General features: G+C 34.7%; 14 protein-coding genes. 7 read left to right on the forward strand and 7 right to left on the reverse strand.

The annotated features are described in order from the left end of the window. Nucleotides 1-10 precede the first annotated feature (10 nt). Nucleotides 11-3,196 (reverse strand): SusC/RagA family TonB-linked outer membrane protein, encoded by a 3,186-nt coding sequence (locus EZ428_RS08870; RefSeq protein ID WP_131552792.1) that lies wholly within the window; start codon nt 3,194-3,196, stop codon nt 11-13. 228 nt (nt 3,197-3,424) lie between these two features. Between EZ428_RS08870 and EZ428_RS08875 the strand changes: the two genes are divergently transcribed. Together EZ428_RS08875 and EZ428_RS08880 are read left to right on the forward strand one after the other, a co-directional pair. Beyond that, nucleotides 3,425-4,441 carry a LacI family DNA-binding transcriptional regulator gene (locus EZ428_RS08875; protein WP_131552793.1) on the forward strand — a complete coding sequence of 339 codons (1,017 nt, stop codon included), beginning with the start codon at nt 3,425-3,427 and terminating at the stop codon, nt 4,439-4,441. A 215-nt stretch (nt 4,442-4,656) separates the two neighbouring features. Beyond that, nucleotides 4,657-7,110 carry a TonB-dependent receptor gene (locus EZ428_RS08880; RefSeq protein WP_131552794.1) on the forward strand — a complete coding sequence of 818 codons (2,454 nt, stop codon included), beginning with the start codon at nt 4,657-4,659 and terminating at the stop codon, nt 7,108-7,110. A 66-nt stretch (nt 7,111-7,176) separates the two neighbouring features. On the opposite strand, the gene EZ428_RS08885 is transcribed toward EZ428_RS08880, so the two are convergent. Further along, nucleotides 7,177-7,407, reverse strand: a complete 231-nt coding sequence (locus EZ428_RS08885) for a hypothetical protein (protein WP_131552795.1) — start codon at nt 7,405-7,407, stop codon at nt 7,177-7,179. Nucleotides 7,408-7,496: 89 nt separating this feature from the next. Continuing rightward, nucleotides 7,497-7,937 carry a nuclear transport factor 2 family protein gene (locus EZ428_RS08890; protein ID WP_131552796.1) on the reverse strand — a complete coding sequence of 147 codons (441 nt, stop codon included), beginning with the start codon at nt 7,935-7,937 and terminating at the stop codon, nt 7,497-7,499. Between the two features lie 242 nt (nt 7,938-8,179). Between EZ428_RS08890 and EZ428_RS08895 the strand changes: the two genes are divergently transcribed. Next, nucleotides 8,180-8,767, forward strand: a complete 588-nt coding sequence (locus EZ428_RS08895; RefSeq protein WP_131552797.1) for a DUF4142 domain-containing protein — start codon at nt 8,180-8,182, stop codon at nt 8,765-8,767. 365 nt (nt 8,768-9,132) lie between these two features. Continuing rightward, nucleotides 9,133-10,977, forward strand: a complete 1,845-nt coding sequence (gene asnB, locus EZ428_RS08900; RefSeq protein ID WP_131552798.1) for an asparagine synthase (glutamine-hydrolyzing) — start codon at nt 9,133-9,135, stop codon at nt 10,975-10,977. A 49-nt stretch (nt 10,978-11,026) separates the two neighbouring features. On the opposite strand, the gene EZ428_RS08905 is transcribed toward asnB, so the two are convergent. After that, nucleotides 11,027-11,863 carry an energy transducer TonB gene (locus EZ428_RS08905; RefSeq protein ID WP_131552799.1) on the reverse strand — a complete coding sequence of 279 codons (837 nt, stop codon included), beginning with the start codon at nt 11,861-11,863 and terminating at the stop codon, nt 11,027-11,029. Nucleotides 11,864-12,180: 317 nt separating this feature from the next. On the opposite strand from EZ428_RS08905, the gene EZ428_RS08910 reads away from it, so the two are divergent. From EZ428_RS08910 to EZ428_RS08920, 3 genes are all read left to right on the forward strand, one after another. Beyond that, nucleotides 12,181-14,364: a glutamine synthetase III family protein gene (locus tag EZ428_RS08910; RefSeq protein WP_131552800.1), complete on the forward strand. Its 2,184-nt coding sequence runs from the start codon at nt 12,181-12,183 to the stop codon at nt 14,362-14,364. Nucleotides 14,365-15,262: 898 nt separating this feature from the next. Continuing rightward, the gene (locus tag EZ428_RS08915) at nt 15,263-16,444 is read left to right on the forward strand and encodes an AIR synthase related protein (protein WP_131552801.1); all 1,182 of its coding nucleotides are present in this window, start codon (nt 15,263-15,265) and stop codon (nt 16,442-16,444) included. A 55-nt stretch (nt 16,445-16,499) separates the two neighbouring features. Continuing rightward, a complete protein-coding gene (locus tag EZ428_RS08920; protein ID WP_131552802.1) occupies nt 16,500-17,432 on the forward strand; it encodes an NAD(P)-dependent oxidoreductase in 933 nt (310 codons plus the stop codon). On the opposite strand, the gene EZ428_RS08925 is transcribed toward EZ428_RS08920, so the two are convergent. The 3 genes from EZ428_RS08925 to EZ428_RS08935 all read right to left on the reverse strand — a co-directional run bounded on the left by EZ428_RS08925 (nt 17,429) and on the right by EZ428_RS08935 (nt 22,379). Then, nucleotides 17,429-18,280, reverse strand: a complete 852-nt coding sequence (locus EZ428_RS08925) for a dienelactone hydrolase family protein (RefSeq protein ID WP_131552803.1) — start codon at nt 18,278-18,280, stop codon at nt 17,429-17,431. The two genes, EZ428_RS08920 and EZ428_RS08925, sit on opposite strands and share 4 nt — an antisense overlap. A 111-nt stretch (nt 18,281-18,391) precedes the next feature. Then, entirely contained in the window at nt 18,392-18,976 is a 585-nt protein-coding gene (locus EZ428_RS08930; RefSeq protein ID WP_131552804.1) for a hypothetical protein, read from the reverse strand. 58 nt (nt 18,977-19,034) lie between these two features. Beyond that, nucleotides 19,035-22,379, reverse strand: coding sequence for a TonB-dependent receptor (locus EZ428_RS08935; RefSeq protein WP_131552805.1), 3,345 nt, complete (start codon nt 22,377-22,379; stop codon nt 19,035-19,037). Nucleotides 22,380-22,431: the final 52 nt, after the last annotated feature.

Here is a 22,431-nt window from a genome sequence, read left to right on the forward strand (position 1 = left end):
AATATTTTTCTTAAAAATTAACGTTTAACCCAAAAATGAATGATTTACTTCTTGGGTAAGCAGAATAATCTACACCTGGTGTTAAAGTAGTGTTTCTCCTAGTAGATACCTCCGGATCAAAACCAGTATAATTAGTCCACAACCATAAGTTATAACCCGAAGCATAAACCCTTAATTTTTTCATTTTCAATTTCTGTGAAATGTTAGCAGGTAAAGTATAACCCACTGTAACAGTAGATAAGCGCAAGAATGAAGCATCTTCTACAGCCCAATCGCTCAATACAAATGCTTTAGAGAATGGCGACCAAAGTGTGGTGTTAGCGTTCATTGCCGTTAATTCCGCAGGATCGTTACTCAGCGTACCGTCTGCACGAAGATTTGTCCAACGTTTACCTGTAGCCATGATATCAATCATATTTCTAGAACTATATTTACTACTAGAAGTATATTCTATTTTATTAGCATTATAAACATCATTTCCGTAACTCCAGTTAAAATAAGCGCCAATATCAAAATTATAAATTCTAGAGTTTAATGAGAAACCACCAGTGTTTAATGGGTTCGCATTACCAATGATAGATCTGTCTGATAAATCAATTTTTCCATCTCCAGAAATATCCTCAATTTTCATTGTTCCTGGGCGAATTGTACCTAGAAACTCTTTACCATCAACAATGCCAGGTTTCAATGTCCAAGTATCTGTTGCCGAATTATATCCAGAAAAGTCTGAAACCTCATATCTACCCGCATTTTTATAACCATAAATACGACCAATAGATGCTCCTGTCTCTACTAAATAATCTACCCCAATTTCAGTTGATGCCCAACCAGATGTACCATTTAAGTTCTTAAGAGGACCTAATGATTTCACTTTATTTCTATTGAAACTAATATTAGCACTTACAGTAAAATCAAAATTTGTTTTTTTCACAGCATTCCAACTTGCAGAAAACTCTAAACCTTTGTTTTCTGTTTGGCCCACATTACGGTATTGTGCATCATACCCTGTACCTGCTGTAGGAACTAAAAGTAGCAGGTCTTTAGTTTTATTTAAATAGGCATCTATTGTTCCTGTAATTTTAGAATCAAGGAGCGTAAAATCTAAACCTATATTTCTTGTTACATTTGTTTCCCACTTTAAATCAGGATTAGCCATAATTTTAGATGGTGCCCAAAAATTATTATAGCCATTTGAGTACACAATAGTAGAACTCTGGAATGATTGTACTATTTGACCCGGAGGAATATTATTATTACCTGCAGCACCATAACTTGCTCTTAATTTTAAGTCTGTTAACCAAGATTTTGTATCATTCATAAAATCTTCTTGAGAAACTCTCCATGCCCCAGAAACTGATGGAAAATATCCCCATTGGTTGCCAGCTGCGAATCTCGATGAACCATCTGCCCTAAAAGCTGCACTTAATAAGTATTTGCCCTTAAAATCATAATTGGCTCTTCCAAAAAATGAAAGAAGTTTATCGTCAGGTGAAAAATTATTATCTATAATAGTAGACTTGCCCTGAGTAGTTAATACCTTAGTTTGTTCAAATGTGAATGTTTTAGGGAAATTATGAACTTCATTCAATAAAATATTCTGCTCTGTTTTGATATATTCATGACCCAATAAAACATTAAGGTTATGATCTTTATTTAAAATTTTATTAAAGCCATAATTTAATGTATTAGTATTTCTTAAGCTATTTCTATTTGTATTTGTACTAGCAAGAATTGGAGTATTCGGATAATCAAGAGTATTTTTTACATAATAAGTTGTAAGCCCATAAAAACGATCTTGATCATTTCTTGAACCGTCATAACCCACCTCAGAACGTAATTTTAGATTATCAACGATTTCATAAGTAACAGCTCCATTGAGATTATAAGCTTTGCGATGAATTGATTGATTGTTATCAGTAATAGATGTTAGCGGGCTATATAAGTTAAACTCATCATTAGTTTCTGTTGATGATGTTAAACCAGCAACAGGAAACGGAGGATATAACATGGCATTTTTTAAGCGAGAATCTGCAGAAGATTTTTCATTTTGCTCATTTGCACCACCGCCATTGGTTTTAGTATCCGAATAACGAACTCCAAAATCTAGTGTTAAGTTGTCATACAGTTTATGATTTAATTTAAAATTAACATTTTGCCTTTGGAAATCAGACAATTGCATTATCGCCTTATCTTTCACAAAACTATGACTCAAACTATATTTAGTCTTATCACTTCCCCCGCTAATACTTAAATTATGATTTAAGGTAGTCCCTGTACGACCAAATATAAGATCCTGCCAATCATTTGGTTGTACATTGGCATATAAATCGATATCTTGAAAGTTTCCAAAATATTGTGCATAATCATTCGGCGTTTTCTCTAGCAAAGCCCTTTCATATTGCCAAGTTACATAATCTAGAGGTGTAAGTACACTTAACTTATTTGCCATTTGCCTTGTACCTGCAAAAATATTGTAGCTTATACTTGTTTTACCAGCTTTACCACTTTTCGTAGTCATTAAAACAACACCATTTGCACCCCTCGAACCGTAAATTGCGGCAGAAGAAGCATCCTTTAAAATGTCTATGCTCTCTATATCCTGTGGAGCAATATCTGAAATTGAGCTAACTGGAAAGCCATCTACAATATAAAGTGGGGTATTATCACTCGTTATAGATGCACCACCTCTTACCCTAACACTCATCACCGCATCTGGTGAGCCTTCGGTAGAAGCAATACTAATACCAGCTAAACGCCCTTGGATAGCCTCTAAAGCAGAAGAAACTGGTGCAGCTGCAATTACTTCAGCACTAATAGATGATACTGAACCTGTCAAATCTTTTTTACGAACAGTACCGTAGCCCACATTAACCATAACTTCGTTTAACGTGGACACGTCTTCATCAAGTGTGAAATTTACCTTAGTATCATTTCCAACTGTTATTTCTTGTACCTTAAAGCCTAAGTATTTAGCTTGCAAGACTACAGTTCCTGAAGTTGGAATATTGATTACGAATTGACCATTTGCGTCGGTACTTGCAGAAGTAGATGTACCTTTAATGGAAACAGCGGCTCCCGGAATGGCTTCTTTACTTGCCTTTTCTGTTACTTTACCCGAGATTTGCCTTGTTTGTTGTGCACTTACCATAGTAACACCTATAGCCAGCATCCAAAGAAGCAGTAGAATTTTTTTCATACATTAAAATTATATTTGGTTATTAGGCCATTTAACAGGCTTTAATAAACAAGTCTACATTGTTTTTTTTACAAACCATAACAGTACAGGACACTAAATTTGTGCAATCGTTCCCGACAACGTTACCAAAAAGTGTTATCGAAATTTTATATTTAAGCCTCAGAAAAAAATCGTAATATTATACTTTGATTTTTACCGTTAAAATATTAGCAGAATATTGCTTTAACTATGTTTGAGCCCGTAACCATAAAAGATATTGCAAAAGCTTTAGGCCTCTCTACTTCAACCGTTTCTAGAGCGTTAAGGGATACCCATGAAATAAGTGCCGCTACCAAGAAAATAGTGCTCGCTTATGCAAAGGAAATCAACTATCAACCTAACCCTATTGCATTAAGTTTAAAGGAACGCCGCAGCAAATCTATAGGTGTAGTGGTTAGCGAAGTGGCTAATAGTTATTTTTCTCAAGCAATTAATGGAATCGAATCTATTGCTTATGATAGAGGTTATCATGTTATCCTTTCACAAACACATGAATCTTATGATCGTGAGGTAATTAACGTTCAGCATTTGGCTTCTAGATCTGTTGATGGTTTATTGGTATCATTGTCTTCTCAAACGAAAGACATTTCCCACCTTACGTCCTTACATGAAAGAGGTTTACCAATTGTATTCTTTGATCGAGTGGCCGATGAAATTGAAACCCATAAAGTAATATCCAATAACGAAAAGGGAGCTTTTGAAGCCACCAACCATCTCATAAAATCTGGATATAAACGTATTGCTCACTTAACAAGTTCTACGCAACTATCAATTAGTATTGAGCGCCTAAAAGGATATGAAAATGCCTTAAAAGCAAATAACATTGAACCTAATCCTGCCTACATTAAACATTGTCCACATGGTGGAATGATTTATGAAGAAATGGAAAATGCAATTAAAGAATTAATGGCCTTACCTGAAAAACCAGATGCCATATTTGTAGCGGGAGACCGTTTAAGTACAGGTTGTTTAAGTGTATTTAAGAATTTAAAAATTGCAGTACCTAAAGATATGGCCATTGCCGGTTTTAGCAATTCTGATGTACTCGATTTATTTAATCCCTCACTAACATCTGTCCGTCAACCAGCATTTGAAATAGGAAAATTGGCTACACAAATGTTATTACAGCTTATCGAAGCTAAATATCCTGTAGAAGAATTCGAAAAAAAGGTTCTAGAAACCGACTTGTATGTTAGGAATAGCTGATAAATGCTATTATTCAATCTATCTACAGCATACAAACACACTATACTACATTTCTAATATTTAGTATCATTTAAAACTTCCCCACATACTATAATGTTGATTATCAGTATGTCTATAGCATTATTTTGCTTTATTTAAAATAAGTCTAAATAAATTTTGCTTTTATAAGCTTGGATTATATCTTTGCCACTGTTTAGAATTAATCCAAATAAAAGATGAAGAAATTATTTACTCAGATCCTTAGTGTCATTACTATTTCCATATTCCTGTTTGGGAATGTGCAGGCCCAAACAAAAAACGGCATCGTATCAGGTATTATTAAAACCAGCGACGGTAAACCAGCTCCATACGTAAACGTAGGCTTATTGAATACCAACAAAACAAGCCAAACGGATGAAAATGGTAACTTCATTATCAAAAACATAACTGCAGGTACATATACTTTAAAAATTTCTGCAATTGGAACAATTTCGCAAGAGAAGCAAGTTTCAGTTACAACCGGTCAAACTACTACGGTAGATTTTGCCATTGCAGAATCAGCATCAAAACTTAAAGAAGTTGCCGTAAATGGCTATAGAACACCAAATTCAAAATCTGTTAACCTAGGTAAAACTAATATACCAACAAAAGACTTACCTCAATCTGCACAGATCATCACAAGTCAAGTAATTGCAGATCAGCAAGCCGACCGATTAGGAGATGTAATGAAAAACGTTAATGGTGTAGCACTAGGCGCAAATCGCGGTAGTGTAGGAGAGAATTTTTATGCTCGTGGTTATAGCTTAGGGAGCAATAATACCTTTAAAAATGGAAGTCGTACTTCTATTGGTGGGAGTCCAGAAGCTAGTACTTTAGAATCTGTAGAGGTTTTAAAGGGTAGTGCAGCATTGTTATATGGTGGTGTTACTGGTGGTGCTGTTATAAACATGGTAACTAAAAAACCTCAATTCGAATATGGTGGCCAAGTATCTTTGCGTACAGGAAGTTATGACCAATACAAGCCTATGGTAGATATTTATGGTCCCATCTCTCAAAAATTAGCATTTAGAGCCATTAGCACTTACGAAAAAGCAGGCAGCTTTAGAGATAATGTAAAATCTAAACGTGTTTATGTAAACCCTTCATTACTTTATAAAATCAGTGATAAAACAGATATCTTATTACAAGGTGATTATTTAAAAAGCAACTATACTCCTGATTTTGGCGTTGGTTCTGTTGGCAGTAAAATTATAGATTATGGCAGGAACCAATTTATTAATACCCCTTGGGCCTACAATAATACAAATACAGTTACTGGTCAATTAAACGTAAATCATAAATTCAATGACAATTGGAAAATGAATGTAATAAGTTCATTTCAATCTTATGGTAGAGATTATTATGGCGCAGAACGCCCTGCTGCTGATGCAACTGGTGTTGCTCAACGTAATTTAACAAGATCTAAAACACAAGAATACACTTACAATCAACAAGTTAATTTAACTGGTATATTTAATACTGGAAAAATTAAACATACATTATTAGTTGGCCTAGACGCAGACCAATCAAGAGTTACGAGTAACGGGTTTAACTATGGTAAAAATGCAAATGGTACTGCTATCACTGCATATAATTATGGAAGTGTAAATTTATTTAATCCAGCTACTTATTATGGTTCTGGTTTAATACCAACTACCTTTAACATTAGCGAAACTTTTACTCCAGTTTATCGCTATGGTGCCTTTGTGCAAGATTTAGTTGAAATTACAAATAAATTTAAAGTATTAGCTGGCATCCGTTATACAGACCAAAAGAATGCTCGTACCAAAACGACTGTTTTCGAAACAGGTGCCATAACACGTGCAGCAACTAAAATTGAAGGTGCATTTTCACCTAAAGTAGCCCTTATATACCAACCAATACAATCAACTTCCATGTATCTGAGTTATGCCAATAATTTTATATCTAATACAGGAACAGATATTTTTCTTGCAGCTCTACCCCCATCTATTGTAGATGATTACGAAATAGGTGTAAAAAATGACCTCTTTGGTGGCAGATTAACTGCTAATTTAGCCGTATACAGAAAGGTAAATAGCAACATTGCACAAACTGCAGAGTTTGATGCCCAAGGAAATATTAACTCAAATAGCAACATTAAACAACTAAATGGAACTACTAAAAGTGATGGACTAGAAGCAGATTTAACAGGAAGTATTTTACCTGGACTAAATTTTATTGCTGGATATAGCTATAATTTTATGCGCTATACTAACACCGCTCCTATTGTAGCCACACCAACAACTGCTAATCCTAATGCGACTACATCAGGGATGTTAGAAGGTGTACGTTTAGTTGGAACAACTAAGCATACGGGTAATGCCACTCTTTTTTACACTATACAAGAAGGAAAAGCTAAGGGCTTAAAATTAGGAACTTCTGTTTTCTACACTGGAAAGCGTAATGGCGGTTGGAATGATAACAAGGCTGCTACAACTTTACGACTAATCCCTTTGGATGCATTTACAACAGTTGATTTTTCTGCTGGATATTCTTGGAAAAAACTTTCATTATTAGCAAAAGTTTCAAACATTACAAATGCGCTAAATTATTATGTGCATGAGAACTATAGCGTTAACCCTATTGCCCCTCGTCAATTCATCACTACACTTTCCTACAGGTTTAAATAAAGTATTAAAATAATAAGCCCTAAAACTATGATAGTTTTAGGGCTTATTTTATAAGATAAATAATAATTAGCCTATTTCAAATTCAGTTGCTAATTGTTGCAACTCTTCTTTAGAAATAGACCTTGGGTTATTATATTGTTTCTCTAACATAGTTAAGGCCACTTTAATGTGTCCCGTAGTTGTATTGATCAAGCATTCTCCATTTTCAACGGTGCTAGATATGTACTTACCAATTTCCCGATTGATATCCGAAAAACGAAGTACTAATTCATGGAATATAAACACTGGATAATTCATACATTAAAAGTATAAGTCCAATGTTAAGTTTATATGAAATTAATGTTATTTTTTGTTAACATTAAGTTAATATTGAAGACAAATTAGTTTTATTGTTTTACTTCTGGCAATTTAAATGCTTGCCTACCCAATAATTTCCATTCCCTTCCTTGCTTTTGCCAAACAAGCAAAATTCCTAAATGTACTTCACCTGGCTTACCACCATCATTTGTTTTTGCATGAAGTTCATGACGAACCAGTGCTGTTTTTCCAGTAACTTTAACCGTCTGATTTTTATATTCAATACTTACAAAATCTGATGAACCATTAGCTATGGCCTCTACAAACTCTGCTTTATTTTGCAATTTACCACTGGAGTGTCCATAACTTAAATCTTCTGCTGCAACATTTTGCAAAGCAGTTCTTTCGCCACTTATTAATGCTAAACGCATATTTTCTACAGCAGTTAAAACATTAGATTCATCTTTAGTTTGAGCTTTTACCATAAACGTGGCAGTTATTAATAACAATACGATGCTTATTTTTTTCATTTTCAATATATAATTAAGCCAATATACAGCTTTTCGCAATTGGTAGGAAATCTTCAAAATTACCATAACTCATTAACCTTAAAACCAAGAGTTGTATTGATCAAGTTTATCAAACATTTTTAAATAAGGCTTGTTAAGCATCAAACAAAAATATCTAACTATGAACCATTATAATCTTTGAGTCAACAACTGAAGCATTGAGATTATAATAGTTTTATCACTAAAACAAAAACCATAAAAAAATGAAAAAATTAGGATTTTTAAGTATGATCGTTATCGCTGCATTTGCTTTTCAAGGCTGTAGCAGTGAGCCAAAGGATTCAAAAGAAACTGCAGACAGTTTAAATGAAACCAAAGATACAACTACAAATGCAAACGCAACAGGCGGCATTGCGGTTGATGAAAATGATGCAAAATTTACAACTGACGCTGCCGCTGGTGGTATTGCAGAAGTTGAACTGAGTAAATTAGCTTTAACAAAAACTGCTAATGCCGAAATTAAAGCATTCGCTGATATGATGGTAACAGATCATGGAAAAGCTAATGCTGATTTGATGGCTATTGCTTCAGCAAAGAACATTACCTTACCAACAGCATTAGATGAAACTCATCAGAAAAAATATGATGATTTAGCTAAACTGACAGGAAAAGATTTTGATAAGGAATATGTAAAAGCAATGGTTGATGGTCATCAAAAAACTTGGGACTTATTAGATAAAGAATCAAAAGATGCAAATGATGCTGACTTAAAAGCTTTTGCCGCTAAAACAGCACCTGTTGTTAAAGGTCATTTAGATATGATCAAGAAAATACAAGATGCTTTAAAATAAAAAAGACATTTTATATAAAGGTTCTAGCTTACTAAGTAGCTAGAACCTTTTTTATGTTTGAAAAGTTTGCCATAGCAGCCACTCAAACTATATTCTTCAAATAGATAATATTCCTTATGCTTTAGTGAGGTTGCACTTACACAATCTATCTGCAGCTTAGCTCAACAACAAGTTATTGTTGATTTAACATAATCAACAATAAAGTTTTACAATGACTTTTTAACTAAATATTTGTATGTTTGAGACAACAAAATCCCTAATAACGCTCCTATTACTGAAATCATTTTATAGTATTTGGATATTTGTGGATTCAAGATAACCAAGTATTATTAACCCTGCTAAGCATATAAATCTCTAATGTGATTATGAGTGGAATAACTGGATTTATAGACCATAATCAAAAAATAAACGAAGCACATTTAATAGAGTCATCTAAAACATTACTTCATCGTGGAGGTAATGGAAACGACATTATTTTCGACAAAAAAGAACATTACACTTTAGGCATTGCTAATCAACGTTTAGCTACAATAGATTTAAGCAAAAAAGCTTCACAGCCGCTAACCACAAATTGTGGTAATTACAGCATTACCTTAGATGGCACTATTTACAATTATTTAGAACTTAGGGAAACCTTGATTAAATATGGAGTAACATTTTCTACCCTAACAGACACTGAGGTTATACTAGAAGGTTATAAAAAATGGGGCTATAGATGCTTTGAAATGCTAGATGGCTCTTTTGCTTTTGCTATAATAGATAGAAAGTTAAACCAATTGTTAATTGCTAAAGACGAAATTGGAGCCAAGCCCATATATTATTACAAGGAGAAAGGGTTTTATGCCTTTGCCTCAGAAATTAGAGCGCTTCTTTCTTATCCAACAATAAAGAAAGAAATTAATAAAAATGCTATTCCCACTTTTTTCAGGTATGGTTATTTTATTGGAGAAGAAACCATCTATAATAATATAAATAAGTTTAAAAAAGGTACTTTAACTACAATTGACGTTCATAGTGGAAATAGTTATGATAGCCCCTTAACCCGAAAACAGCTTATTCCCTCAATTTCCGAAAACAACTATACGGAAGAGCAAATCTTAGACCATGTTGAAGATCTGCTAACAGAATCTATCTTAAAGCGAAATGTTGCTGATGTTTCAATTGGGGTTCTATTAAGCGGTGGTTTTGATAGTGCAACTGTTGCAGCTATTTTGCAAAAAAACCAGACAAAAAGAATAAAAACTTATACTGTAAGCTATAAAAATGAAAAGCTTGACGAAGCATTACAAGCTAGAAAAGTTGCCGAACATCTAAAAACAAATCATAAAGAATTTTACCTAGATAAAGTAGATGCCTTAAATATGGCAAAAAACTTATCAAATGTATTTGACGAACCAATAGGCGACAGTAGTGCTATACCGTTATTATTTATTGCCGATAAAGTTAAAGATGATGTTAAGGTTTTATTAGGTTCTGAAGGTGGAGATGAATTATTTGGTGGCTACAGAACTTATGCAAAGGCAATTAAAATCAATTCCTTATTAAGTGGCAATCTTCCCAAATTACTTAAGGATGCTTTGATTAAATTCCTGATAAAAACACAGCCTAGAATGAAAGAGGTTTTAAAAGGAGAAGGCCTATTAAATAAATATCTAGCAATTAACGCCTGCTATAGTTTAAATCAAATAGGAAAATTATTAAACGTTGATGTAAATATTCCTAATAAAACCAAGGGTAAGGCGCAAAATATTAAAGACTTGCTTATTCATGATTTGCACAATTATTTACCAAACAATATCTTTTTAAAAAACGACAAGTGTTTTTCTCATTATGGTGTAGATAATAGAGACGCCTTATTAAAAAATGAATTGATTGCATATCTAGCCTCATTAGATTCGAAATGGTTCATTAAAGATGGAGAACAAAAATATTTACTTAAAAAAATCACTTCTAAATACATACCATCGAGTTTTATAGCCAATCCAAAAAAAGGTTTTGTAATTCCATTAGCTAAGTGGCTAAAAACAATACTTAAACCATTAGTAGAAGAATACTTGTCGGAAGAGAAATTAAAGCAACATCAGTTATTTAATGTAAAAGAAGCATTAAAAATAAAATCATCATTTTATGTCCATAATACCGCCTATAATGCGCAAAGGGTTTGGCTATTATTACAATTTCAAATGTGGTATTATAAATGGATGGCGTAAAAAAGCGATGAGTTACACTAACCCATCGCTTTTACATTAAATTGGAGTATTAATTAGAGATAGTGTAATTAATTGGCATATTATAACGAACCCTTACATTGGTATTATTCTGTTTTCCAGGTTCCCATTTTGGGGATTTTTTGATGACCCTCATTGCTTCATCATCACAGCCATAACCAATTCCACGTACCAATTTCACATCAGATAACGTCCCATCTTTCTCGATTACAAAGCTGATATATACCTTACCTTGTACTTCATTTTCTTGGGCCATATAAGGGTACCTTAAATTTTTCTGTATAAATTTTGCCCAAGCTGCCATCCCGCCAGGAAATTCCGGGAATTTTTCAATACCTGAAGTTTCATATATTTTAGTGTCACTTTCTCCTTCAGTTCCTGTTCCGAAACCGCCACCAGTAGTTGGTGCTGGATCTGCATTACCTTTCCCGTCTTTTCCTTCTAAGTTAGTACTTCCAATTACGGCTGTTTGTAACTCCACACTAGTTGGCGGTGGAGTATCATCTATTGGATCTGCCACCACAACAGGAGCGACAAAAGCCTTTGTTTTTACTGGTTCTTGGGGCGCCGGCTCCTCTTGCTTTGGTTCTTCTTTTTTAGCTTCTTCCTTTTTCATTTCATGAATTGGTTCAATATCTTCAGTATTCATGACAACTTGGGTTACCTTAGGTTCAACGGGTTGCATTTGCGCATAAATCATTGGACCAACAAACAACAATACGAATACAGGCACTACGATCAATAGAGCTTTCGTCATGATACTAGATGATTCTGACCTTAATGCATAAGCACCATAATTTTTGTTTCTGTTTTGGAATACGAGAGCAAGCCACTCACTGCCGTATAAATTTGATGAATTGTTAAACATAGCTTTTAGGTTTTTTTTAACTATGATGTTAGTTATTAAACAATTCCATAAAGAATTTTAAAAAAAATTAAAATAGCCAAACATTGATTTTTTACACATTTTTAATTTTTTTAACATTATTGCCATTTTTATGTCCGTTTTAAGAAAAAACATTAAAATTTTACTAAAAATTTGAAATTTCATTGAAAAAATTGATAAAAAATTCTATTTTTGGATAAAATTTAAACAAATCAATGAAACCATCATAAGTTTTACGTTTAAAACAAACAACAAAAAACTTATGATAGCTTCATAACAAATAAAAAAATAACAAACTAATGAAAAGTCTAAGAACAATTGCTCTAAAAGAGGCGCAAAATAGAATTTCTCCAGAAGTTCAAGCACCCTCATCAAAAATTTCTGATTTTTACGGTTCGAATGTTTTTGATAAGAAAAAGATGAGAGACTTCTTGTCTAAAGAAGTTTATGAAAAGTTAATCTCTACTATTGGCCAAGGTGAATTAATTAATGCTGACGATGCTAACCAAATCGCATCAGCTATGAAAACTTGGGCAATGGCAAAAGGTGCTACTCATTACACGCACTGGTTTCAACCTTTAACTGGTTCGACTGCTGAGAAACATGATTCATTTTTTGAGCCTAGTGGTGATGGAGCAATTGAGAAATTTGCCGGAAGTGCATTAGTTCAACAAGAACCAGACGCTTCTAGTTTCCCTAACGGTGGTATTCGTAATACTTTCGAAGCTCGTGGTTACACTGCTTGGGATCCTTCTTCTCCAGCATTTATCATGGAAAGCAAAGCTGGTAAAACACTTTGTATTCCAACTGTATTTATTTCATACACCGGAGAATCTTTAGATTATAAAGCACCTTTATTAAAAGCATTAGCGGCAATGGACAAAGCTGCTGTTGATGTTTGTCAATATTTCGATAAAAGCATCACTAAAGTAAATGCTTCTTTAGGTATTGAGCAAGAATATTTCTTAGTAGATCTTGCATTGTTTAATGCTCGTCCAGATTTAGTAATGACTGGCCGTACTTTATTCGGACACATGTCTGCTAAAGGACAACAATTAGAAGACCACTATTTCGGTTCTATTCCTGAGCGTGTATTTGCTTACATGGTAGATTTCGAAAATGAAGCTTTGAAATTAGGTATTCCTTTAAAAACTCGTCACAATGAAGTTGCACCTTCTCAATTTGAGTGTGCACCTATTTATGAAGAAATCAACTTAGCTATTGATCACAATCAATTATTGATGGATTTAATGGAAAAAGTTGCTCGTCGTCATAACTTCAAAGTATTATTACACGAAAAACCATACGCAGGCATTAATGGTTCTGGTAAGCACAATAACTGGTCTCTAATTACAGATACTGGCAAAAACTTATTAGCGCCAGGAAAAACGCCTAAGAACAACCTAATGTTCTTAACATTCTTCGTAAATACAGTTAAAGCTGTTTATGAGCATGCAGATTTATTAAGAGCAAGTATCACTTCGGTAAGCAACGATCACCGTTTAGGTGCTAACGAAGCTCCACCAGCAATTATCTCTATCTTCTTAGGTCAACAACTAGATGAGATTTTAGATGAAATCGAGCACTCTCGTATCAGCAAAAAAGCAAAAGAAGATAATGGTTTGTGGTTAGGTATTCCTAAAATCCCTCAAATCACTTTAGATAACACAGATCGTAACCGTACTTCTCCATTCGCATTTACAGGTAACAAATTCGAATTAAGAGCTGTGGGTTCTTCTGCTAACTCTTCTGCTCCAATGACTGTTTTAAATGCAATCGTTGCAGATCAGTTAACTAAATTTAAGGTAGATGTAGATAAATTGATTAAAAAAGGCGATAAAAAAGACGTTGCTTTATTAACAGTTATCAAAAGATACATTAAAGAATCTAAAGATATCCGTTTCGAAGGAAATGGTTATAGCCAAGAGTGGGCTGATGAAGCTGCAAAACGCGGATTATCAAACATCAAAACTACTCCTAAAGCTTTAGATGCTTATGTAAGTGAAAAATCAACTGAGTTATTTACTAAAACTAATATTTTCAGCAAACGTGAACTACACGCACGTCATGAGATTTTATTAGAAAGTTTCTTCAGAAAATTACAAATCGAAGCTCGTGTAATGGGCGACGTGACCAATAGCCAAATTTTACCAGCTGCAATTGCTTATCAAAACATTTTGATTGAGAATGCAAAAGGATTAAAAGACCTTGGTTTAAGTAAAGAAGCTATTGCTACTCCACTTGCAATTATCAGCACACTTTCTGAGCACATTGGCATTGTTAAAACTAATATCGATGCGATGTTAGAAGAACGCAAAAAAACCAATGCAATTGAAGACAGCCGTGATAAAGCAATCGGTTACGATGAAAAAGTTAAAGTTTACTTTGACACCATTCGTTACCACGTTGATAAATTAGAGCAAATTGTTGACGATAGCGTTTGGCCATTGCCTAAATTCAGAGAGTTATTATTCTTAAAATAAGATTTCTTTCTTTATAACATTTAAGGCGTCCCGATTAGTCGGGACGCCTTTTTTTGATTTGTCATCCTGAGTGCAATGTCCAAACTCTTCCTATCGTGTGGCCACAAATTATTGGAGCTTATTTTTGCTTCCTGCCTGCCGCAAGGCATCAAAGTTTTTGATGGGTGTATATTTTAAGGGTATGCGAGAATGCTTCGCATTATTGAAGCATTAAAAGTATGTAAAAATACATCGTAAAAGGAAAGCACCAAATCATTCAATCCATTCGAACCAACATCGCTTTTGGGTCGTATCAGAGTCGTCTCTGCATCGTGACAGAATCACAATGAGTCCAATATGAGTCCAATATAAGTCCAATATGTGTCCAAGTATTTCGATAAAAACTTGGACTTTTTATACATATATTTTAAAGTTACTATTGTAACATTCCAACTCAGTTACGATACTGTTACGAAGCAGACCCTAATCAGTAGCAATGCTGTCTCGACTGTATGACGAGCAATAGATAAAGGATATGGGAACACCTGCGTTATCTAAAAAATGGGCCCCTGCCTATCCTATCGTGTGATACATCTTTTTTTTTGCTTTGTTATGGCGTCATTTCCAGCTCGACTGGCAATCTTAATGCTATAGAAAGCGAATAGGCATACATAACGCTTTACGATTAGCTGTGCTGAGCCCTTCGGGGTTCCCGATGGCATGTGAATGACATCAGATTTTGAGACTTGTGTTCATAAGATAGAGGTAGTTATCGGGAGAGCCGAGGACTTGAAATCAAACGCCCGACTAACATTAAAAGATTCCCACTGTCGCTGCTTTTCAAACATCTTTATTACCAGCATAAACCTTTTACCTTTTTACCTTCCGCCTTTTACCTTAAAAACTTATCTTTGCACCAATGAGCGATAATAGGTACAACCAACGTGGCGTTTCTGCATCAAAAGAAGATGTACATGCAGCTATTAAAAATATTGACAAGGGTATTTTCCCTCAAGCATTTTGCAAAATCATTCCTGATATTTTAGGAGGTGATGAACAATATTGTAATATCATGCATGCCGATGGTGCCGGAACAAAATCTTCATTGGCCTATACCTATTGGAAAGAAACAGGCGACATCTCTGTTTGGAAAGGAATTGCTCAAGATGCAATCATCATGAATTTAGATGATTTAATTTGTGTTGGCGCAACCGATAACATCTTATTATCATCAACAATTGGTAGAAATAAAAACCTAATTACAGGCGAAGTTATTGCCGCAATTATTAATGGAACTGAAGAAATTTTGGCTGACTTAAGGGCACTTGGAATTTCAATCTATTCTACTGGTGGTGAAACTGCCGATGTGGGCGATTTGGTAAGAACAATTATTGTTGACTCTACCGTTACCTGCAGAATGAAACGTGATGAGGTGATCAGTAACCATACCATTCAAGATGGCGATGTAATTGTTGGCTTAGCTTCTTATGGTCAAGCAACTTATGAAACCGAATACAACGGCGGAATGGGCTCAAATGGCTTAACTTCAGCACGCCATGATGTATTTGAAAAGTCTGTAGCGAATAACTATCCAGAAAGTTTTGACCCATCTGTTCCATTTGATTTAGTTTTCTCTGGAGGTAAAAAATTAACTGACGAAGTTAAAATCGACGAGCAAAATAGCATAACCGCTGGTAAACTGGTTCTTTCGCCTACAAGAACTTATGCTCCAGTTCTTAAGCAGCTATTAGATTCTTACAGAAAAGAAATTCATGGCCTAGTTCATTGTAGCGGTGGCGCACAAACAAAGGTGCTTCACTTTATTAATAACGATGTTCACGTAATTAAAGATAATCTTTTCCCTATCCCACCCCTATTTAAATTGATACAAGAGCAATCTGGCACAGATTGGAAAGAAATGTACAAAGTATTTAATATGGGCCATAGAATGGAGGTTTATGTGCCACAAGCAATTGCTGATGACATTATTGCCATTTCAAAAAGCTTTAACATAGATGCTCAAATTATTGGAAGAGTAGAAAAAGGCAATCAAAAACAAGTAACGCTAACTAGCGAATTTGGCACTTTTATCTATAATTAGTTCTGCTGAATAAACCATTCTTCAATTTGCCTGTTTTAAATGTAAATTGTGCAATATGAAGATTTTGGTTTATACAATGCTTAATACAGAACAAGAAAATCAATTAACAGCTGGTATTACTGGCAATGTTGAATTATTTTTTAAAAATGATTTAACAGAAGAACAATTGTTTTTGAAATTAGCTGAAGCTGATATCGTACTTGGAAATATAAACGTAAACCATTTTTCAAAACCTCATCCTAACTTAAAATTTTGGCAATTAGATTCTGCTGGGTTTGACCAATATCAAGATATCAGTTTAAATATACCAGTTGCTAATATGGGTACTTTTTATGCACAAAGATGCGCCGAAACAATAGTTGCTGGTGTGATTGGTTTTTACAGAGGCATACCTAATTTAGTGAGGCTTCAAACTGAGAGGAAATGGGTTGGCAGTAAAATAAGGCCTTCATTACAAGGATTGACTGATAAGAACGTAGTTATTTTAGGTGCTGGAGCTATCGCAATAGCAGCTAAAGAAATGCTGATTGGTTTTGGTTGCAAAATTAAACTAACTGCTAGAAATAACCCTAAAGCAAGCCTACACAACTTTGAAGATATTGTTGCCGTTTTACCAGAAACGGATGTGGTAATAAATACCTTACCTGGTTCAGCAGAAAATTATGTAAACGCAGATTTTATCAATGCAATGAAAAATGGAAGTATATATGCAAACGTTGGCAGAGGAAACACAACTGACGAAGAGGCCTTAATAAAGGCCTTAGAACAAGGCAAAATTGCAGGAGCGATATTAGATGTAACTGCAGTAGAACCGTTGCCAACAGAAAGCAAATTGTGGGATTTGGAGCAAGTTATTTTAACGCAACACTCTGCAGGTGGAGACCAAAATGAAACTTCTGGAAAAGTGAAACACTTCATTAAAAACGCAAACAAGTTTTTAAATGGCGAGCAACCAGAAGATTTAGTAGATTTAAAAAGAGGGTATTAGCTCAATTTTTCCTTAAATAGCTCCATTGTTCTTTTCCAGGCTAATTTAGCTGCTGCTTCATTATATCTTGTTGGGTTTGAATCATTATTAAAAGCGTGGTTAACGCCATCATAAACATAAACTTTATAATCAATGTTGTTTTGCTTCAAAGCTGCTTCATAACCAGCTATTCCTGCATTAATCCGTTCATCAAGCCCACCATAATGCAACATGACGCTGGCTTTAATTTTTGGCACATCTTCTGCTTTTGGTTGTGCACCATAATAAGCCACTGCCGCTAAAAGTTTGGGATCTGCCACAGCTAATTTATTAGACATAGCACCTCCCCAACAAAAGCCAATACAAGCTGTTTTGCCGTTGGCATCTTTATGGCTTCTTAAATAAGCTAATCCTTTTAAGTAGTTCTGCAGGTTTTTTTCTGCATCTAACTTGCCTATCAATTCTCTGCCTTTATCTTCATCAGCAGGCGTGCCACCTAAAGGAGATAAGGCATCAATACCAAGCGCTAAGTACCCTTCTGCTGCTACCCTTTTAGTTACTTCAATTATATGTGGATTTAGCCCCCTGTTTTCATGAATAACAACTACTGCACCAAGTTTAGTTTTTCCTTTAGGTTTCACTAAAACCCCTTTCATCTCACCTTCTACTCCAGCATAAGTTATATTTTCGATAATCAGATTTTCATCACCTATGGTTGCTGCAGCCACATAATTATTTTCTAATAAGGGTAAAACCGTTAATGCCAAAGCTGTGCTTCCAGTTATCATGGCTAGCTTTTTCATAAAATCTTTTCTGCTAATCTGACTATGCGTATAAGAATCGTATAGATTGATAATTTTCTGATCCATCGTTTTAGGGTTTGGTAAAGATGATTGAATTTACGACTAATCTTTATAAATAGGGAATAAAAAAAGCCGATCTCTAAATTAGAAATCGGCTTTATCAAATTGTAATGAGAATTAAAGAGCAGCTCTCATCCCGTAATCTGCTAACGTAATTGTGTATTCGGCTAGCGTTACGTTTGCTGCATCTTGCGCCGTAATAATTATACTTGTACCTCTTGATTGAGAAACAACGTTATTAGATACAGTAAAAAGACCTGGTCCTATATCACTTAAATTAAAAGTATATTTAAGACCCCAAACAATATTACTTGCATTGCCATAAGAACCAATTGCAGTAATTACTGGAGCGCCAGCTGTTGGAGTTGGCGTAGCTGCTAAAGTAACATTATTTGCAGTATAAAGTGTAGTTCTTACAGAAGAACTAACAGCTGTAGAGCTTGTTTGCGTATTTTTTAAATAAGCAACTGTTAATTTTGGGATTACTTTATTTGGGAAAAGTTTTTCACCAACAATATAGTTTAATGTAACAACACTTGTACCTACAGTACCGGTAGCAGAAAGGCCAGCAACCTTCGCTACTTCTATCGTTGTTGCACCAGTACCGGCAACTTCTACATCTTCTAAATCTGATTTATCACAAGAAGAAAATGAAACAGCTAATACAGCTAAAAGTGCAAATTTTGAAATTAATTTTTTCATATTAATATTTTTTAATCCTTAACAGAAATTTAAATTCTTCCTGTTAAGGATATAATTATTAGTTAAAGTTATAACGTAAACCAAATTGCATATAGAACGTAGATGAAATAGTTTGAGATGTGCCAAAAGTTTCTCTAACGATATCGCCATTAACGTTGTTTAATTTAAATGTTGGTTTAGTGGTAGCGCTAATAGAACTAACGTTTTGTGGAACTAAGATGTTTGCACGATTAACAAAGTTCAAATTACCCCAATCTTTATTCAACATGTTACCTACGTTAAAAATATCAACAGAAAACTGGATAGAGTTTTTACTTGACCCAACGTTTTTGAAAACCTCTTGCGTCAACCTAAAATCTACTTGATTTCTCCAAGGAGAAGTAGCACCATTACGAGTTGCATACTGGCCTTTGTGTTCTCTTAAATATTTATCTTGCTCAATGTAAGCGAAGAAAATATCGCTTTGCTCTTGTGCAGAATATGGTCTTGCATAACCAGTAGTACCACCACCGGCAGGTATATTCACAAATGTAATTTCAGATGGATCCCTAGGGATATAGATCAAATCATTTGTTTGACCATCACGGTTAAAATCTGCTGAATAAGTGTAAGAGAATCTTCCTTGTTGAGAACCTTCATAGAATAACGATACTGAAGTCGCTAAATTTCTGAAATACTCCTTTTTGAATGATACGGATGCAATTACACGATCAGGATTTAAGTTAGACGAATAACTTAAGGTTGGTGTGTTTGGATTAGATGAAGTTTGTGGGATTGACCATAAGTTCAATAATTGATCACCAGCACCATCACCAAAATTACGTTGATCTGTACGTGTATATGCTGCCATTAAACCAATACCGTTAGCGAAGTTTTTAGTTAACTGAGCTGTAGCAGACCAGTTGTAACCACCCTTAGCATTTTTCATTTTAATCACATTGTTAATTTGCGTACCAGTTGCTGATGGAACACCAGCAGAAGTAGTATTAACAGCTTGTCTTGTGGTTACAGAACTAGAGTAAAAAGGTCTGTTATCAGCATATCCTGGAATATTTAACGGACTTGGATCTTTTAAGTTTACGTTAACAGCAACCGCAGCATTTAAATCTTTACCGTAAATCCCTTCTAAAGTACCAATAATTCCACCTGGCAATTTAGCATCAATAGCTAAGCTAGACTTCCAAGTTTGAGGGAATTTTAAGTCTTCAGATAATGCACTAATTGTACTAGGAATAGTAGTACCAGCAACACCTTTAGCTCCTACTAAATTTGGAGCAATGCTTGGATTAAAGAATGGAGTAGTTGCACCAGTATAATTTTGAGTGTATTGCAACAAACCAGCATCACCAGATTGAGCAACTAACCATACAAATGGAACTCTACCAGTAAAGATACCAGAACCACCTCTCACTTGTAGAGAACGATCTCCATTTACGTCCCAATTGAAACCGAAACGAGGAGAATATGTAATTTTATTAGCTGGTAATGCACCTGTATTTACTGTTTCGCCATTAGCAAAAGTTTGTGCTGCTACTAAAGGATGTGTTCTGATCTCATCAACTCCAGGATATCTAGCTTGTTCGAATCTAATACCGGCAGTAACTTTTAAACGATCAGAAATGGTAAACTCATCTTGTAAATAAGCTGAGTACTGAGCAAATTTAAAGCTAGGAAAAGCTTGAGAACCATCTGCAGTTAATGGATAAGTTACAGAATACTGTAATGGTCTTTGATTAGTTACGAAATCATTCCATGATCTAAAAGTATAAAATCCTGTTCCAAAACGTTGGAAACCATTTTTAGTAGTGCTAAATTCTGCTTGTACACCTACAGTTAAGTTGTGTTTTCCTAGAGCAATACTTAAATCATCGCTATAAGTATAAGACGTAACATCTCTTAAGTTACCATAAGTAAATGGCTCATAACCAAAAGTGGTTAATACGTTACCAGCACTAGTTCCAGTTTGTGTACCATCTAAAATATCAACTAATGGAAATGGTGAACTATCAGATTTTCTAGGATCATTTTGGTGAGAATAAGCAGCACGTAAAGTGTTGGTAAATCTGCTACCGAATGAAGAGTTTAACTCAGCTGTTGCTGAGTATAAATTAGCAGCTTGATAATAGCCAGCATTAAAAAATGGTAAACCAGCAGTTTGATCATTTCCTGATCTAACGTTACCATATCCTAAAGAACCAGCAACCCCAGAACCAGTAACTGATGTACTAGCAGGGCTTGGACTTTGGCTTTCTACTTGGTTGTAACGGATACTGAAACGGTGATCTTTTGAAATGTTCCAATCTAAACGAGCAAACATTTTCTCATTCTCACTTACATACTCATAATTCTGGTAAGGTCCGGTTTCATAGCCATAAGTTGATAAAAGATATGAACTTACTTGGTTCATAAAATCAGCAGTAGTTCTTGTTACTGTACTAATAGAGCCATATGGAAGGCCTGGAGTAGCAGCAATCCTAGTAGAACCAGGTGCTTTAGTTAGTTTCTTCTCATAGTTTAAAAAGAAGAATAATTTGTCTTTAATGATTGGACCTCCAAAACTAGCACCATAATTTTTCTCATCTAATTTCTGAAGACTTTGAATGGTATAATCACCTATTTTACGACCTTGTTGATCATCACCACGCATGGTGTAGAATGCATTACCAAAAAATTTATTTGATCCTGAACGAGTTACCGCATTAACAGCACCTCCTGTAAAACCAGTCTGACGAACATCATAAGGAGTTACATTGATAGAGATTTGCTCTAGTGCATCAATAGAAATTGGAGAACCATTAGCAGGAATATTTGCACCAATACCAAATTGATTATTGTAGTTAGCACCATCAACAGAAAAATTGTTTGAACGATAGTTACCACCACCAATACTTGTACCATTTGCCTGCGGAGTTAAACGAGTAATATCGTTTACACTACGAGAGATAGAAGGTAAAGCTTGTATTTGCGCCCTACTAACCACAGTATTTGCTCCACTTTTATTAGAGTTCATGATCGGATTAGCACCTTGACCAACAATATTAACGGTTGCCAAGGTAGAGCTATTGTCTGCCAAAGTAACATTTAAAACAAAAGGCTCGCCTAATTTTAAAGTTACGTCTTCAAATTTTTCAGGTTTGTAACCTACAAAACTTACTTCAATGGTATAAGGACCACCAACACGCATGTTTCCAATTGTGTAACGGCCATCGCCATTTGTAATTACGCTATAGACCGTTCCGGTTGGCGTATGTGTAGCTTTAATGCTGGCACCTGGCATAGTCTCTTTCGAGTCTTTTACCGTACCTGTTAATGACGATGTAGTTATCTGTGCATTCGCTGCAGAGATAAAACCAACAAAGACAAGAACAATTACTACAAATTTTAATAGTAAAGATTTCTTCATACTCTTTTAATTATTTTTTTGTTTTGTTAAGAAATGTTAAAATAACGCCACA

The organism is Pedobacter frigiditerrae, assembly GCF_004331645.1.
GTDB lineage: Bacteria > Bacteroidota > Bacteroidia > Sphingobacteriales > Sphingobacteriaceae > Pedobacter > Pedobacter frigiditerrae.